Source organism: Magnetococcales bacterium, assembly GCA_015228815.1.
GTDB lineage: Bacteria > Pseudomonadota > Magnetococcia > Magnetococcales > UBA8363 > UBA8363.
This window is the reverse complement of the sequence record JADGCV010000065.1, coordinates 1-15,282: the sequence shown is the minus strand read 5'-3', so window position 1 is coordinate 15,282 and position 15,282 is coordinate 1. Positions and strand designations below refer to the sequence as shown.

Genomic DNA, 15,282 nt, shown 5'->3' with positions numbered 1-15,282 from the left:
AGTGTTTGCCGCCCATGAACGGGTCATCGCGACCCGGGACGGCATCCTGGCCCGAACGGGTCGAAGCTGTACCCGTCTTAACCTAAATTTCACGACGCGAATTGTTTTCCCCCTTCCGGAAACGTGCCGGTGGGGTTGGATAAGGATCGATCCCGGAAGTGTTCATCCATCGCGACTCGAAGACCCGAGGAATTGACAATGCGACTCTGTTCCCTGTTTTTTTCATCCGTTTTGGCGGCCTGTCTTTTTTCCTTGCAGGTTCACGCGGAGGCCATGCGCTCCGATGCGTCCGGGTCTCCGCCCGGAAAAGAGAATGTCACGGTCCAATCCTCTGATGCCGTGCCGCTTCCACCGTTGATTCGCGCCGTTACCAGTGGACCGTTGCCACGGGTTCGCCTGCTCCTGGACCATGGAACACCGATCAACGATCGGGACAAGGATGGTAATTCGGCCTTGATCGTGGCCTCCCGGAATGGCAACGGTGGCCTGGCCCGTCTGCTGGTCGAACGGGGTTCGGACGTCAACATTCAAAACAAGGATGGGATGACTGCCCTGATGTTCGCGGCGCAGAAAAACCATGAAGAAATAGTTTCGATCCTCCTCTCCGCCAATGCCCGGATCAACACCACCAACAACGAAGGGGCAACCGCCCGTTTGTTGGCCAGGGAAAACGGACACGACGAGGTTGACATGATCCTGAAGGAAGCAGGGGGGCGTTGCCAATAACCGTGGACAGCGCCCCTGCCCATCCATTGGAGAATCCAGGCCATGGAACGATCCATTACTTTTCATAATTTTGTCGATACACGCAACAAAATCCAATTCATGCTCGACCAATACCGCATCAATGTCGAAAAATGGGTGGTGGACCAGTTCAATGACATTCCAGTCCAACCCGGCGAAGCCGCCATCATGTCCTTGCGCCTGTGGATGGAAAAATATCTGACTGTCCGACAACGATTGGAAATCATTGCGGATGAGGTCGAGAATCCCGATTTTCACCGCATTCTTCTGAGCCGGGAGACCGTGGAACGCATGGATTCCGTGCGTCAATTCTACGGCTTGAACAACATGGAAGAGACGGTCGCCACGCTTTTGGATTGCATTCGGCGACATCCCGTTCTTTAGAAAATAAAAGTACAATCCATGATGCGGTTTCCGGAGGTGACTCTGTAAACCGATGGTTTGGCCAGTCGCTCCAGTGCAGCGCGGTCGGGTATTCTGTTTGCAGTATAATTACTTATGATGTATATTGCGCCGTTATCAAAAAACCAAGGAGGAGTGTGGTCATGATCCAATCCTCGATCCGCCCCGCTTCACCCGTGTCCTGCCTTTGGGGATTGCTGTTATCGCTGTTCATGGCGCAACTGGTGATTATTGGGCATGTCGGCGAAGCATGGGGCGAAAACAGGATTGCCCTTCCCCTGTCCACGACGCGGCACGACCTTCTGCCTTCCCTTGCCGGTCCCTTTTCCTCGGGACGCGAGGTGACCCGGGCGTGCCTTGGCTGCCATACCGAGGCGGCAGCCATGGTGCGCCGCAATATTCACTGGACCTGGGAGTTTTCCGATGCCTCGACGGGCCGTACCTATGGAAAGAATCATGTCCTGAATACCTTTTGTGGCTCGGTAGCGAGCAACATGCGCGAGTGTACCACCTGTCATGTAGGGTATGGGTGGAAGGATCCCGAAACGAATCAGGTCGCGGATGATCAGGTCGATTGTCTGGTCTGCCACGAGCAGACAGGAACCTATAAAAAATATAATTATGGTTGGTCCGAATTAAGGTTCAAGGACAAGATCATTCGCAAGCCCGACTATGTGGCCCTGGCGCGGAGCGTGGGTCGTCCCAGCCGGAGCAACTGTGGTTCGTGTCATTTCCGGGGGGGATCGGGAGACGGGGCCAAGCATGGCGACCTGGATTCGTCGCTGGTGTGGCCCGACCGTTCGCTGGATGTCCACATGAATGCGGATGGTCTGAATTTTGCATGCATCACCTGCCACAATGCGGACGGACATCGCATCACCGGTTCCCGATATGTCGTCAAGGCGCAGGATTCCCTGGGAATCGACCGACCGGGCCGTTCGGACGATACCCATACCTCCTGTGCCTCCTGTCATGGCAACGCACCCCATCCCGGCCAGTTCAAACTTGACGATCATGTGGATCGTGTCGCCTGCCAGACCTGCCACATTCCGGCGATGGCCCGTGGCGGTGTCAAGACCATGGTCCATTGGGACTGGAGAACCGCCGGCCATGAGATCGGCGGTTCGGACATTCCTGAAGTTCTTCGGACTCATGGCCACAGTTCCCAGGAGGTCGATGTCCGACACACCCCCAACCACGGAACGACCCTCTGGGCGGAAAACCTGACGCCGCGATATGCCTGGTTTAACGGCAAGGTTGAATACATGGGTCTGAAAGAGAAGCTCAAGACTGCCGATCTTGCCCAGGTCAATCGTATTTTCGGGTCCGCGCGTGATCCGGATGCACGCATCTGGCCATTCAAGCGTATGTTTGCCATGACCCCTTTCGATCCGATCAACAGAACGCTGGTGGTCAATCATCTGATCAAGAGCGATGCCGATGACCGGGAGGCGTTTGAGGTGTCCTATGATTGGCGAATGTCGGTTGCGGCTGGGATGAAAGAAGCGGATGCTCCATTCAGCGGCCAGGTCGGGTTTATCCGGGCGGTGATGCATTTTCCGTTGACCCACATGATCGCCCCCAAGGAAGAAGCGCTCAAATGCAGGGAATGCCATCGCGATGGCGGACGGATGGATGGTATCGAGGGCATTTACATGCCCGGACGCAGAAACAATCCCCTGTTGCATCAGATTGGCAAAATTTTCGTGATCCTCACCCTGACGGGAGTTGGTGTCCATTCATCGATGCGCCTGCTGATCCATCTGGGAAGGAGAAAGTGAGGGAGCATGACGGGACATCGGGAACTGTTTTTTACCCGCTATGAACGATTCTGGCACTGGTCCCAGGCGGGATTGATTTTTTCACTGATCATCACCGGATTTCATGTGACGGGCATTCTGGATTGGCTGGATTATGAACAGGCGGCCCGGTGGCATCGATTCCTGGCCTTCAGTCTGATCTGGCTGTGGATGTTCACCATATTCTGGCATCTGATCACGGGGGAATGGCGTCAATACATTCCGACCAGCGAAAAAATGCTTGAAGTAATTCATTATTATTCCAAAGGGATGTTCGATCCCCGCCTGAACCACCCCTTCAAGAAAACAAGGGGACTCAAGCACAATCCTTTGCAACGAATTGCCTACCTTGTCCTCAATGTGCTCATTTCACCGCTTTTGTGGGCCAGCGGTCTTCTTTTCGTTTATTACAACGACTGGCCGGTGATGGGCATACCTTCGGAATGGCTGGGAGTGGTCGCCGGGATTCACGTCGCGATGGCCTATGCCATGATGTGTTTCTTCATTCTTCATTTGTACATGTCCTTTGTCAGCAAACCTCCGACCGCCCTGATCAAGGCGATGATCACCGGTTATCTGGAGGTCGATGACATGGAACTGGATCTGGACCGCAAATATCGTTTGTTGCTGGTCGAGGGGGATGTTCATTTTGCGGCATTGGTCAAGGAATGGATCGAGGGCGGGGTGACCGGTCAGAGGGATTCCCTTCTGCCGCGGAAGATCATGCTGCATCATGTGGCAAGTATCAAATCGGCCCTGGAGCAGGTCCGTCATGGAACCTTCGACTGGATTTTGTTGAACCCAACCCTGTCCGACAGCGATGGGATCAAAACCTTTCGCACCATACGCGACAAGGCGCCGGACACGCCCATTCTGTTATTGTCCGACAGGGAGAACGAGGAACTTCAATCCCGGGGGATCCACGAAGGGGCCCAGGATTTTCTGGTCAAGCCGCTCTTGACCCGGCGCCTTGTCGCCAAGGCGATGCGCTTCGCCCTCGAACGCCATTGTTTCCTGCAAAAGAAATGATCGATGCCGATCTCAAGCCAGTCGCGACGACTGGACAAATTTGCGGGCGCCATTGGCCAACGCACGTGCCAGGGATTCCTGATGGCTTTGCTGCCGCAGCATGTTTTCTTCCTTGCGGTTGCTCAGGAATGCCATTTCCACCAGAACCGAAGGTATGTCAGGCGCCTTGAGAACGGCAAACCCCGCCTGCTTCACCTCATTGAAATGAAGCGTCATCGATGAGGTTCCCGCCATTTCCTGAAGCAGGTTCTTCCCCAGGACCAGGGCGCGGTTGAGCGAATCGCGCTGCGACAGGTCCATGAGGATACCCCGGACCTCCGGATCGGCCACCAGATTCAAATCGACTCCGCCGATCAGGTCGGCGCTGTTTTCCCGTTGCTCAAGCGAACGGATCACCCGATCGGGGGCTGGCTTGCCCTGTTCGGACAAGGTGTACACCGAGGCCCCCTGGGCATTGCCGGTACGAAAGGCATCGGCATGAAGGCTGATGAACAGATCGGCGGAATGTTCCCGTGCAATGGCGACGCGGCGGCGCAGGGAGACATAGTAATCCCCGGTCCGGGTCAAATGGGCTTTGAATCCCGGAATTTGATTGATGTTGCGGGCAAGCTTCCGGGCTACCTGAAAGGCGACATCCTTTTCCATGGTCCCGTTGAATCCGATGGCCCCGGGGTCCTCCCCGCCATGGCCGGGATCGATGACGATCACCGCCTCACGATTGCTTTCGGGCTTCTTGAACAGGTCGGTTGCGGGTTCGGTCTCGATGAACTCCTTGCGAAACAGATCCAGGACCAGACGATGACTTTTCTCTCCCGTGGCCTTGAGAATGAACGAACGGGGACGGATTTCCGAGTTGAGTTCAAAGACGGTGCGGACCACATTCGGGGCCGGATTGCCGGTGCGAATCCGGACGACGACCGGATCGGATTGGTTCATGCGCGACGGGTGAACATCGAGCGAAACATCCTGAAGATCGACCACCAGACGTTCCGGATTGCTCAACCTGAAAAGACTGTGCTTGGCCACCGAGTTGAGATCGAATACCACCCGTGTATGATCGGGAGCGGTCCAGACGCGCAGGTCGGTGATCCGGTTGGGGCGAAGGGACGCCTGCGCCATCGCGGTCGGCAGGGTCAGACCCGCCATTGTCGATGCGGCCAGAATCTTGAGAAAATTTCTCCTGGGTACCGCGATCGGTCCCTCCGGATGATGATTGTCTTGTACCCGATTGGATGGAATCATGTTAATCTTTGCCCCTTCGTGTCAACCAAAACAAGACAATTCGGAGTCGGCAATGTCTACCGTTGATCCAGACGAAATCGCCAAATTCGAAGCCATGGCCCATGAATGGTGGGATCCCGATGGCAAATTCAAACCCTTGCACCAGATCAATCCACTGCGGGTGGATTACATCGCCCGCTGCGCCGCCAACCAGTTTGCGTCGGGGTTGAACGGTCTGTCCGTTCTCGATATCGGCTGCGGTGGCGGATTATTGGCGGAAGAACTGTGGCAGAGGGGCGCCAAGGTCGTGGCCATCGACCGCTCCGAGACGATCATCGGCGTGGCCAGAGCCCACCAGCGTCAGACCGGTTCGAACGTCGAATACCGAATGCAAACTCCAAGCCAGTTGCTTGAGGAAGGGCGCGAACCGTTTGATGCGATCATGGCGCTGGAGGTCCTGGAGCATGTTCCCGATGTTCATGAATTCATCCAGGAGGCGACTGCGATTTTGAAACCGGGGGGAATGTTGTTCTTTTCGACCCTGAACCGTACCTGGCAATCGTGGCTCAAGGCGATTGTCGGGGCGGAATATGTTTTGGGTTGGCTGCCCCGTGGCACCCACCGGCATGACAAGTTTATCCGTCCCTCGGAACTGGATCTTCAATTGCAAAGGTCGGGTCTGCGCATGCGCGATCTGGTGGGGATGTCCTATGCCCCGTTGACGCGGCAATGGCGTTTGGATCGGGACATCAGCGTCAATTTTTTGGGATTTGCGGTTCGGGGGAATCCTTGAGCGGTTCCGCGACAGGGGCACCGATGACAAAATGATGGCGGAGGAGACCGCCGGCATCGAAGAACAGGAGTTCCTCTCCTTCCCCGCCTCCGCCTGCCCAAAGGGCGAATCCCTGTTGCGTGGCGACAAGATTTTGGATGCGATTCCCTTTGGCCAGGGTGATCGTGTGAGCAATCACCTTGCCGCTCGTCGCGGATTGGGAGGAGACGCGCGGGGAAGGGTGTTGCGATACCCGGATGAACAGAAGGATGGATCCTACCAGAAGCAACACCCCTCCCAGAATGACGATCCCTTTCAGGAGACGCATGCCGTTCATGAGCGATTCCTTTTCATCGTCGATGTGCCATGTCTGAACTTCCCGTGAACCGACTCCAGAAGCGCCTGCCGGAAGAGATGGCCGGAGAACGACTGGACAAGGCGTTGGCGATTCTGGATCAAACCTTGAGCCGGGTGGCGATTCAAAGATTGATCCACGACGGGCGGGTCTGGGTGAACGACGCCCCGCCACGAGGACCATCGCAACGGATGCATGGTGGAGAGATGCTGGCATGGGAACGTCCCGAGCCTGAACCCTCGTCCCTCGTTGCTGAAGCGATCCCGTTGGACATTCGCTTCGAGGATGGCCACCTGCTGGTGATCGACAAGCCCGCCGGCATGGTGGTTCATCCCGGGGCGGGGGTCAACCAGGGCACATTGGTGCATGCGGTCCTGGGGCATTGCGGAGACACGCTTTCGGGTATCGGAGGGGTCTTGCGTCCGGGGATCGTCCATCGGCTGGACAAGGACACGAGCGGTCTGCTGGTGGTTGCCAAAAGCGATGGGGTCCATCAGGGGCTTGCGGCCCAGTTCGAGGCCCATTCCGTCACCCGTCGTTACCTGGCGATTCTTCGCGGTATTCCACGGGATCCTTCGGGGGTGATCGATGCTCCCATCGGTCGTCACCCGGGCCAGAGAACCCGAATGGCGGTCCGCTCCCAGGGAGGACGAAACGCGGTGACCCGCTTCCGGGTTCAGGAGATTCTGGCAGGAACGTGTGCGTTGATCCACTGTCATTTGCAAACGGGACGGACCCATCAGATTCGGGTTCACCTGGCTCACATCGGCCATCCGGTGCTGGGAGACCCGGTCTATGGCCGGGGATTCGATCCACCACGCCATTGGCCCGACGCCATTCGTCGGACGATCATCGACTTTCGCCGGCAGGCGCTTCATGCGGAAACCCTGGGATTTAGGCATCCCGTGACCGGGGAACCGTTGCTTTTCGTCGCCGATCCTCCGGAAGATTTTCGCCATCTTCTCGACAGTTTGCGCTGTATTTCCCAGGATTTCATGGTTCCATCCGGTCCAGAACGGCGATGACGTGTTGGACATCCTCCTGGTCCTGATAAAAATGTGGCGCAAAACGGATGCCACCGCCACGAGGGATCTGTTCGATACGATGAGAAAGAAGGTGGCGATGAATCCTGGCGGTGTCGATGTTTGGATGGTCGAAAACCATGATCCCGGAAGGTCCGGCCTGGTAGGCATCGAGCGGCGAGAGGATGCGATAACCCCGGTGCAGCAATGACTGGACAAACAATGAAACAAGGGTTTGAATGCGCCGCCAGACCTCGGGGATTCCCACTTCCAGAAGAAGATCGACGCTTTCGGCCAGGGCGCGGGCGCCCAGGACATTATGCGTGCCCGCCTCGAAGCGCAAAATGCCTTCACGGGGTTCGATGCGGACATTGGAATAGTCGCCCGCGCCGACCACCGAGTGCCACCCCATGACTCGGGGTTCGATGGTGGCCAGCCCCTTCTCCGACAGATAAAAAAGACCACACCCCTCGGGTGCGAGCATCCATTTGTGTCCCCCGGCGGCCAGGGCATCGATTCCCATGGCATGGACATCGAGGGGCATCGCTCCCAGACTTTGCACCGCATCGACGACAAACAAGGTCGGGGTGGTTTTCAAGGCGGAACCGATCCGTTCAAGATCGACCTCGGCCCCCGTGGCGAATTGAACCGAACTGACGGTCACAAGTCGGGTCCGCTCATGAACATGGGCCAGGAGGGATTCCGCGGAAATCCGCCGATCCGGTTGCGATGCGACCCGGTGAACCTTGATCCCCTTGCGCCGGGCCAAGTCCAACCAGACGACCAGATTGGAGGGAAATTCCTGGTCGGTGGTGACGATTTCGTCGCCCACGCTCCAATCGAGTCCCAGGGCGACGAACGACAGAGCTTCGGAAGTGTTGCGTGTGAAGGCGATTTCATCGGGGCGGCAGCCAACGAGCCGGGCACAGGATGTGCGCGACTGGTACAGGGTTTCTTCAAGGTGGGAATAACGAAAGGGTTGTCGCCGGGTCATGAATTGGGCAAGATCGGCAATAATGGCGGCGGTCCGTTGTGGGATGGGCGAGATGCCGGCATGATTGAGGCAGATGGCGGCATCGGTGCGGTGGAATTCCTCTTTGAAGCGGGAAGTTGGCAATTCCATGAGGCTTATCCTTGGAAAGATCGCATTCGGTGTCAACACGTCCAGGAAGTCGTCGCGTCTCGGGCTTGACAGTGTTTTCAGGGTAGCCGCCCAGACCCTCGGATGGCAATGAACAAGTGAACCCATGGAGAAAAGATTGATGTTTGAGTTTCAGGAAACGGAAATGACGTTCGATGCACGGATGGAAGAGAAACGCCATTTCTGGCTGGCTCTGGCCAACCGTCATCCTCCCGAATGGTTTGCCACCTATGTCGCCGCCCCGGGGGCCGGATGCGCGGTGGTCACCCGCCATGGCGTGGAAAACGAACCCTGTTGCGCATGGCTTGAACGCATGGAAGACGTCCCTTTTTGGGCTTTTGCCCTGGCCAAATCGTATCTTGACGATGTCGGCGAATGGCCGTTGACGGGCATGGCCGTGGAGATGGCCTTGTTGGCGTATGAACAGCACCAGAATCCGGAAATGGCCGTGAATGAAATCATCACCGCCCTGCGCAGTGTCTGGAACGAGGTCGAGGTGGTGCGCATGGGGATGGGAAGGGATTGATCCTCTGCCAAAACGGCATGAAGCTGGCGTGTCGTCGCGGGAAACTCATGAACGCTCATTCCACGCTTGTCGATATGGCACGTTTCTTCCATGAAGACCCTGATAAAATCGGATGATGGACACCGTCTGGATCAACCAGGGTATGAACATGGCAGGTATGGGTCGATGAGAAGAACCGAAAAATTCGGAATCGTTCGCATTGAGGTCGAAGAGAAACAGGATGAATGTTTCTGCATTTCCAGCAACGACATGCCCAGCCTGTTCCTGGCGGGCAAGAGTGTCGAAAAACTGTTGCAGGATGTTCCCGGATCCATCGAACTTCTGTTCGAATTGAATCATGGCATGAAGGTTCGTGTGGGGCGGGCGGTTGCGGGGGATGAAATGGCCGCAAGGCAACCGCGAACCCTGGACCAGTCGCTCTGGGTTTTTACCGTGATGGAGCCTTGAACTCATGGCCGTCGATCGAGATTATTCGCAAATTGAGCTTCATGATGTGCTTCGGGAACGTTTTGGCTTGCGTCCCACCTGGTTTCGTACCAGTACCAGTGAAATCTGGGTCAATGAAGCGGGCGTCAATATGCAGATTCCCGACCCCATCGGTGTGGGTTACTATTACTGGTTGTACTGGGAAATCATACATCGGGCGGAAGCGATCTTGAAACCGCGCTGACGTTTTTCATTCCGCGCGGTTTTCTCCCTTCCGGTTCATGAAGGTGTTCACGATATGAAGCGCCAGGGCTTTGATTTCATTTCTTGAATAGCGGCCAGACCAGCCTGGCATGGCGGTTCCTTTTTTTCCCTTGGATATGGTTTGAATCATGGCTTCGAGCGTGAGTCGCGCGGCGGTTTGAGGATTGGAAAAATCGGTCGGCGGCGGGGTCATGCCCGAGGCGATCGGTGTGTTCGCGTTGCCATGAATGCCGTGACACATGGAGCAGGAGTGGTCATAGGCGCGAGCCGCGACAAATTCATCCGCCCGGACCCCTGGATCCGTTGCCGGAAGGGTCATGAACGCTCCAGGCAGGAGCAACAAAAAAACGGATACGGATGTTTTTCTTTCTGTCATCGGACGCCCGTTGCACAAGGTTGAACCGGGATCGGTCGGAATTGGCGGTCAGGATGTGTGCGTGGCAAGCATTTTCTTCAATCGAATCAGGTCATCCCATGCTGCCTTCTTGCGTGAAGGACTTCTGAGATAAAAGGCGGGATGATAACTGGGGATCACGGGAAGACCCCGCCACAGGGGCGTTGTGCCGCGAATTTTGTCGAGAGGACCGGAAAACCCTGTCAGGCACAGAATGGCGAAGCGACCGAGCGCAAAAATCACCTTGGGACGGATGGTTTCGAGTTGCTCGAACAGAAAGGGTTGGCACTGATCGATTTCGGCGGGCAGAGGATTGCGGTTCCCGGGCGGACGGCATTTGACCACATTGGCGATATAGACCTGGTGTCTTTGGAGTTCAATGGAATGGATCATCTTGTCGAGGAGTTTTCCGGCGTCGCCGACGAAGGGTTCTCCACGAAGGTCTTCCTCGGCGCCTGGTCCTTCACCGACGAAAACCACGTCCGCTTCCAGGTTTCCGACGCCAAAAACCATTTTTTTTCGCATCCCGGACAGTACACATCGAGCGCAATCGGTGAGCGACCTGGAAAGGAGATTCATTTTTTCAGTTCTTTTCTCCAGGGGCAGGGCTTCGGTGACCAGGGACATGTGGACCGGAGGAAGCGGAGCGACGGGAAGTGACCTGGCGGGGGTGTCGGGTTCGGCAGTGGGGGAAAAGGTGAACGGAGGACGACCTTTGCCGGTCCCTGGGGGTGCGGCGACGGGGTCGCTTTCCTGCCGAAGTCCCAATGGAAGACGCGGGGCAGGTTCGGGAGGAAAGCGCAACCGGTCACTGGAAAGGGATTGAATTCCGGCGGTCCGCCAATAGTCGAGGGTGGCGCCGAGGTCGGCTGGATTCATGATCGGTCTCGATCGTTTTGATCGGTGCGAGACAATGGTACACAGGTCAAGATGGGTTGACACCAGACCTCATCCGCATGTATAAGGCCGGAATGCACCGCGAAACAAGGAATCGTCGCACCTGGATGTTCAAAGTTTTCCGGGCATCCGACACCCGGAATCTTCCGGGCGGCTAGCTCAGCGGGAGAGCACTGCCTTCACACGGCAGGGGTCACAGGTTCAATCCCTGTGCCGCCCACCAATGAAATCAAAGACTTACAGCCACTCGCAAGGTGGCTGTTTTTGTTCCAGCAATCAAATAGCAATCACTTGGAAAAAATTGGGCCGGATTGGTTTTCGGTCCCATGTGGCATCAGCCTTGACGGGATCAGTGGCGTGCCGATGGCCAGGAAGGATCGCGTTTCAAACGTGGCCCTGGCTTAGGAGAGGGGTGGGATCGGGTTCCACTCTGGGAGAATCATCGCCGGTTTTGGCGAGCGTCGTTGCCGGTCTTGGATACAAGGAATACATCGAAAGCCCTGTTTGGAGAAGGTTCAGAGATGAGGCTGTCAGGCGTGCCCAGGGGAGGTGTGAATTCTGCGGCAGTCCATGGCAGGCTGTCCACCATGTTCAATATCCCCCCAAGGATAGGTCCTGGGAATTTGACAACATCCTCAATCTTGTGGTGGTGTGCAACCTCTGTCATTCGATTGCGCATGGAAGGTCGCGGGAAGGACCAAGTGTTAAATAAAATCTTCTGGAAAATTTCCTGGTGACAATCGCCTGCTACCGGTGTCAGAATTGCCTGAATGCTGAAACATTTCACCCTGAACGTCATGTAGCTTGGCGTATTGTTGGTATGTTTTTTGATTGACCTACAGTTTTTCTAAGTGCAATAACGACCATGAGGGGAAGTTGAGACGATCAACAGGAGTTGATGTCATGGCCACTGTCCTTGATGTTGCCGAGTACATTTTGAAAAAGATGGGATCGGTTACCGCGATGAAATTGCAGAAGCTGGTCTATTACAGCCAAGCGTGGTCCACGGTGTGGGATGGGGATGTCATTTTTCCTGAAAGAATTGAGGCATGGGCCAACGGGCCGGTATGTCCGGCACTTTTCGACGCGCACAAGGGAAAGTTTCATGTCACAAGTGTCGGGGGCGATCCAGAGGCTCTTTCGGACGTTCAGAAGGAATCTGTTGATGAGGTGATTCGTTATTATGGGGAGGAGACATCGCAATATCTGAGCGATTTGACGCACTCCGAATCTCCTTGGAAGGACGCCAGGAAGGGGCTTTCTGCACGGAAGCGCGGCAATCAAGAGATTACACCTTCCGCGATGGAAGAATTCTACAGCAGCTGACCATCAGGTTTGTCCTTCTTATAAAAAACACACCTAATCTTCTTCTCGCGTGCCAACTTTCCCCACCATCGCGTCGGTCGCTTTGACCATAGCGGCCCGGACTGGATTGAGGTCCAGTCGGACGTAGATTGCCGTCGTCTGTAGGGACGGATGTCCCAGGTTTTTGCCAATGATGGGCAGGGACGCCCCGGGGATGGCCTGCCATGCCCCCTTATAGGGTGCGCAATGGTGCGCAATGGTGCGCACAATCATGGTCCTTGCCCCTTCGCTCCCGTTCCATGTAGACGTTGCTGAACGTTGTGGGATAGAGTCTTCTGACAAGGAGGAACCATCATGGGAAATGCCATTGCGTTCGACACCTATGCCTACGTCAGAAAACTCCGGGATGCAGGTTTGACGGAACAACAGGCCGCAATCCAGGCGGAAGCTCTTGTCGGCCTGATTGAGGAACGGCTTGCCACCAATGCCCCATTCCCATTCTGCGAAACGAACCTCCTCACGCCGCGTTCATCGCCTCTTCCTGGACGTTTCTTGCGTTTGGGCAGGATACCCCCTCCATCGTCTTCAAACGCCATTCCTGGGTCTCTCTGAGCGCCTTCATGGCCTTGTAGAGTTGGTTGTCCAAGGTGGTTTGGTAGCGAGCCAGCAGTTCCAGATGATTGTCCGGCAGAATCACCTTCCGGTCCCACACTTTCTGGGCCGTGGCCAGGATGCGGGGCCTCTGGTTGGCCTTGTCCAGTTCCCCCCGACACCAGCGCACCAGTTCAAGGACATACTCCTGGAGACCGCCGTCATAGGCGGTCAGATACGCCTCCGGCAAGACGCCGGAGCTTTTGGCATCCTCCACAAGCTGGCCGTGAATGGAAGGGGACTGCTTGGCCAGGGCGTCCAGGGTGATTTCGGAACGGGCGTCGAATTCATCGATCACCCGCTGGCACCAGCCCGCCAGATTCTCGTTATAGGAGCCAAGTTCCTCTTCCTTCAACTCTTCGTTCCATCCCCGTTCCAACTCCCTGGAAGTGGCCTTGGCGATCTTCTGCGGCCTGCGTTCCAGATCCAGCAGGGCGGTTTCGGCCTGGACCAGCCGCCGTTGTCGCCACATGTTTACGGCAATCCGCTCCACCAGCCCCTGCTCCAGAGTTCCCACCGGGCGAAGGGTTGAGTGGAGATCCTCCAGCATGACGTGATACTCCTCCGGGGGTTCACCTTCCAGGAACAGGTGGCGACTGAACAGGCCGTGGCGGACAGCGTTCATGCTGGACCGTGCTTTCCCAGCCTGGGAGCGGGGGCCAGTACTCAGATGAGATTTTACTTCTTCTATCATTTCGACCTCCTCTCCGTTCAGAAACCAAAGATCAGTCCCGGTCTCTCGGTGTCTCCGAAAAATTCCGCTGCGGTCCACCCATAATGGACGGCTTTTGCCGCCCATCGTTTGGTGAACAGGGCAGCTGTCGCAAGTCTTCTTGCCCACCTTTCTGGAGAAAAGTTTTCCGGTCGGGGCCTGGTACAAAGGCGGGCAAGCTCTTCAGCCCATTCTCTTGGAATCCCGCCTTCATGTTCGATGATGGCCGCCCGCTCTTCAAAAACTTCACCGCCACAGGCCAAAGAAGATTCGGTCTGATGACCTGAGTCTCGCTCTGAAATCATCCGACCAGGTGGAAGACTCGGTTTGGATCCGGGATCGGCGGGCGCTTCGGCGCGCAACATGTTGATCAATTCGTTCTTGTGCGCCCGGATCAGGGATCGGGTTTCGTCGGTCAGTTTTTCGCGAGGAGTGACCCGAAGGATGTCCCCCGCCAGGGAAAAATTCAGCCCAACTTCTCGCAGGCTTTGCAATGCGAGGAATCCGTCCATGTCAAAACTCCTCGTAATCGCAATTTTGAGGGATAACCGTCCCAACTGTCCCAACTGTCCCAACCGTCCCAACTGTCCCAACTGTCCCAACCGTCCCAACCGTCCCAACCTGTTCATTGTCTCTTATATTACAATCGCAAGAAGGCGTCCCATATGTCCCAACCGTCCCAACCGTCCCAACCTCATTCAAAGTATTGATTTCGTTATTTTCAGGTTGGGACACCATCCCTATATGCACATGTCCCAACCATCCCAACCTCTCCTTCTCTTCTTCTGGTTGGGATAGGTGGGATAGGTGGGATGGTAGGGATGGTTGGGATGGTTGGGATATGGATATAGAGTATCGGGTTTGGTTGCGTGGCCCGTTTTTGAGAAGAATACCTGTCGTCATCATCCGGCTTACCAGTTTGCGGACGGCCTCACCATTCTTGCCGGTCGCGTCTGATATTTCCTGGATGGTCAAGGGACAGCCCGCCTCTTGCAGCGTATCCAAAATGGTTTGTTGCTCTTCAGTAATGGCTTGTCTGACCGCCTCATCACGATCCAGAACGCGCCACGTCCCGGTCTCCTTGTTCCAGTCAAGCGCAAGTGGTTCATCGTTGATCAGGTCTCGTCCGCGCCGGTACAAAGTCAAAGGTCCGGTCGGTTTTCTGGCGTCGCGGGTCAAGATCAGTGTGCCGTCTACGCCACCCGCAAGGCCGGTTGTCCCGCTCAACATGTCGTCTGGATCGTCGGACGCCATCTTGCGCAAGTGATGAACAAGGATGATGCTCACGCCGTGACGTTCGGAAATTTCCTTGAAAGCCGAAACCGCCGCGTAGTCCTCGGCATAGATGTCACCGTTCCGGCCTCTTGGTGGTTTGATCCGTGCCAAGGTGTCGAGAACCACCAACCTTGTTCCGGGATGATCGGTCAGCCAGCTATCCAGATAATTGACGCAGCCTTCGTCAATGCGCGGCCACTTCAGGGCAAAATGCAAATTGTCCGTCGGGGTCTCATGACAAATCTGGGACACCCGGTTTTGCAAACGACGCTGGTGATCCTCCAGCGTTACGTAACGTTTTCGGCTTTCGGACTGATCCCCCGGCAGCCATCGTTCTTACGACAGGA

The 15,282-nt window shown here is 56.1% G+C and carries 18 protein-coding genes and 1 tRNA gene; 11 read left to right on the top strand and 8 right to left on the bottom strand.

From position 1 onward, the window contains the following. Positions 1–198: 198 nt before the first annotated feature. The 4 genes from HQL76_17155 (at position 199) to HQL76_17140 (ending at position 3,974) form a co-directional block, all read left to right on the top strand. Positions 199–726 carry an ankyrin repeat domain-containing protein gene (locus HQL76_17155; protein ID MBF0110897.1) on the top strand — a complete coding sequence of 176 codons (528 nt, stop codon included), beginning with the start codon at positions 199–201 and terminating at the stop codon, positions 724–726. Positions 727–768: 42 nt separating this feature from the next. Then, positions 769–1,128, top strand: coding sequence for a hypothetical protein (locus HQL76_17150; protein MBF0110896.1), 360 nt, complete (start codon positions 769–771; stop codon positions 1,126–1,128). 161 nt (positions 1,129–1,289) lie between these two features. Further along, positions 1,290–2,927: a tetrathionate reductase family octaheme c-type cytochrome gene (locus tag HQL76_17145; protein ID MBF0110895.1), complete on the top strand. Its 1,638-nt coding sequence runs from the start codon at positions 1,290–1,292 to the stop codon at positions 2,925–2,927. 6 nt (positions 2,928–2,933) lie between these two features. Further along, positions 2,934–3,974: a cytochrome b/b6 domain-containing protein gene (locus tag HQL76_17140; GenBank protein ID MBF0110894.1), complete on the top strand. Its 1,041-nt coding sequence runs from the start codon at positions 2,934–2,936 to the stop codon at positions 3,972–3,974. 12 nt (positions 3,975–3,986) lie between these two features. Here HQL76_17140 and HQL76_17135 read toward each other — a convergent pair whose 3' ends face one another. Then, on the bottom strand, positions 3,987–5,216 hold the full coding sequence (locus HQL76_17135) for an N-acetylmuramoyl-L-alanine amidase (GenBank protein ID MBF0110893.1): 1,230 nt from the start codon (positions 5,214–5,216) through the stop codon (positions 3,987–3,989). A gap of 52 nt (positions 5,217–5,268) precedes the next feature. Between HQL76_17135 and ubiG the strand changes: the two genes are divergently transcribed. After that, entirely contained in the window at positions 5,269–5,988 is a 720-nt protein-coding gene (gene ubiG, locus HQL76_17130) for a bifunctional 2-polyprenyl-6-hydroxyphenol methylase/3-demethylubiquinol 3-O-methyltransferase UbiG (GenBank protein ID MBF0110892.1), read from the top strand. On the opposite strand, the gene HQL76_17125 is transcribed toward ubiG, so the two are convergent. Further along, positions 5,951–6,304: a hypothetical protein gene (locus HQL76_17125; protein ID MBF0110891.1), complete on the bottom strand. Its 354-nt coding sequence runs from the start codon at positions 6,302–6,304 to the stop codon at positions 5,951–5,953. The genes ubiG and HQL76_17125 overlap by 38 nt on opposite strands. Before the next feature lie 29 nt (positions 6,305–6,333). On the opposite strand from HQL76_17125, the gene HQL76_17120 reads away from it, so the two are divergent. After that, positions 6,334–7,347, top strand: coding sequence for an RluA family pseudouridine synthase (locus HQL76_17120; protein MBF0110890.1), 1,014 nt, complete (start codon positions 6,334–6,336; stop codon positions 7,345–7,347). Here the strand turns inward: HQL76_17120 and HQL76_17115 are convergent. Next, a complete protein-coding gene (locus tag HQL76_17115) occupies positions 7,316–8,467 on the bottom strand; it encodes an aminotransferase class V-fold PLP-dependent enzyme (GenBank protein MBF0110889.1) in 1,152 nt (383 codons plus the stop codon). The two genes, HQL76_17120 and HQL76_17115, sit on opposite strands and share 32 nt — an antisense overlap. 139 nt (positions 8,468–8,606) lie before the next feature. On the opposite strand from HQL76_17115, the gene HQL76_17110 reads away from it, so the two are divergent. The 3 genes from HQL76_17110 (at position 8,607) to HQL76_17100 (ending at position 9,681) form a co-directional block, all read left to right on the top strand. Then, positions 8,607–9,011, top strand: a complete 405-nt coding sequence (locus HQL76_17110; protein MBF0110888.1) for a hypothetical protein — start codon at positions 8,607–8,609, stop codon at positions 9,009–9,011. A gap of 165 nt (positions 9,012–9,176) precedes the next feature. Next, the gene (locus HQL76_17105; GenBank protein ID MBF0110887.1) at positions 9,177–9,458 is read left to right on the top strand and encodes a hypothetical protein; all 282 of its coding nucleotides are present in this window, start codon (positions 9,177–9,179) and stop codon (positions 9,456–9,458) included. 4 nt (positions 9,459–9,462) lie between these two features. After that, positions 9,463–9,681 carry a hypothetical protein gene (locus tag HQL76_17100; GenBank protein MBF0110886.1) on the top strand — a complete coding sequence of 73 codons (219 nt, stop codon included), beginning with the start codon at positions 9,463–9,465 and terminating at the stop codon, positions 9,679–9,681. 6 nt (positions 9,682–9,687) lie between these two features. Here the strand turns inward: HQL76_17100 and HQL76_17095 are convergent, their stop codons facing one another. Beyond that, the gene (locus HQL76_17095; GenBank protein ID MBF0110885.1) at positions 9,688–10,020 is read right to left on the bottom strand and encodes a cytochrome c; all 333 of its coding nucleotides are present in this window, start codon (positions 10,018–10,020) and stop codon (positions 9,688–9,690) included. Positions 10,021–10,125: 105 nt separating this feature from the next. Continuing rightward, on the bottom strand, positions 10,126–10,974 hold the full coding sequence (locus tag HQL76_17090) for a uracil-DNA glycosylase (protein ID MBF0110884.1): 849 nt from the start codon (positions 10,972–10,974) through the stop codon (positions 10,126–10,128). Between the two features lie 166 nt (positions 10,975–11,140). Here HQL76_17090 and HQL76_17085 point away from each other — a divergent pair. Further along, positions 11,141–11,215: transfer RNA gene (locus tag HQL76_17085), tRNA-Val, on the top strand. A gap of 680 nt (positions 11,216–11,895) precedes the next feature. After that, the gene (locus tag HQL76_17080; protein MBF0110883.1) at positions 11,896–12,318 is read left to right on the top strand and encodes a DUF4065 domain-containing protein; all 423 of its coding nucleotides are present in this window, start codon (positions 11,896–11,898) and stop codon (positions 12,316–12,318) included. Positions 12,319–12,814: 496 nt separating this feature from the next. Here the strand turns inward: HQL76_17080 and HQL76_17075 are convergent, their stop codons facing one another. The 3 genes from HQL76_17075 to HQL76_17065 form a co-directional block, all read right to left on the bottom strand. Further along, a complete protein-coding gene (locus HQL76_17075) occupies positions 12,815–13,573 on the bottom strand; it encodes a hypothetical protein (protein ID MBF0110882.1) in 759 nt (252 codons plus the stop codon). Between the two features lie 86 nt (positions 13,574–13,659). Beyond that, on the bottom strand, positions 13,660–14,172 hold the full coding sequence (locus HQL76_17070) for a hypothetical protein (protein ID MBF0110881.1): 513 nt from the start codon (positions 14,170–14,172) through the stop codon (positions 13,660–13,662). Between the two features lies 1 nt (position 14,173). After that, positions 14,174–15,199: an AAA family ATPase gene (locus HQL76_17065; GenBank protein MBF0110880.1), complete on the bottom strand. Its 1,026-nt coding sequence runs from the start codon at positions 15,197–15,199 to the stop codon at positions 14,174–14,176. Positions 15,200–15,282 lie beyond the last annotated feature (83 nt).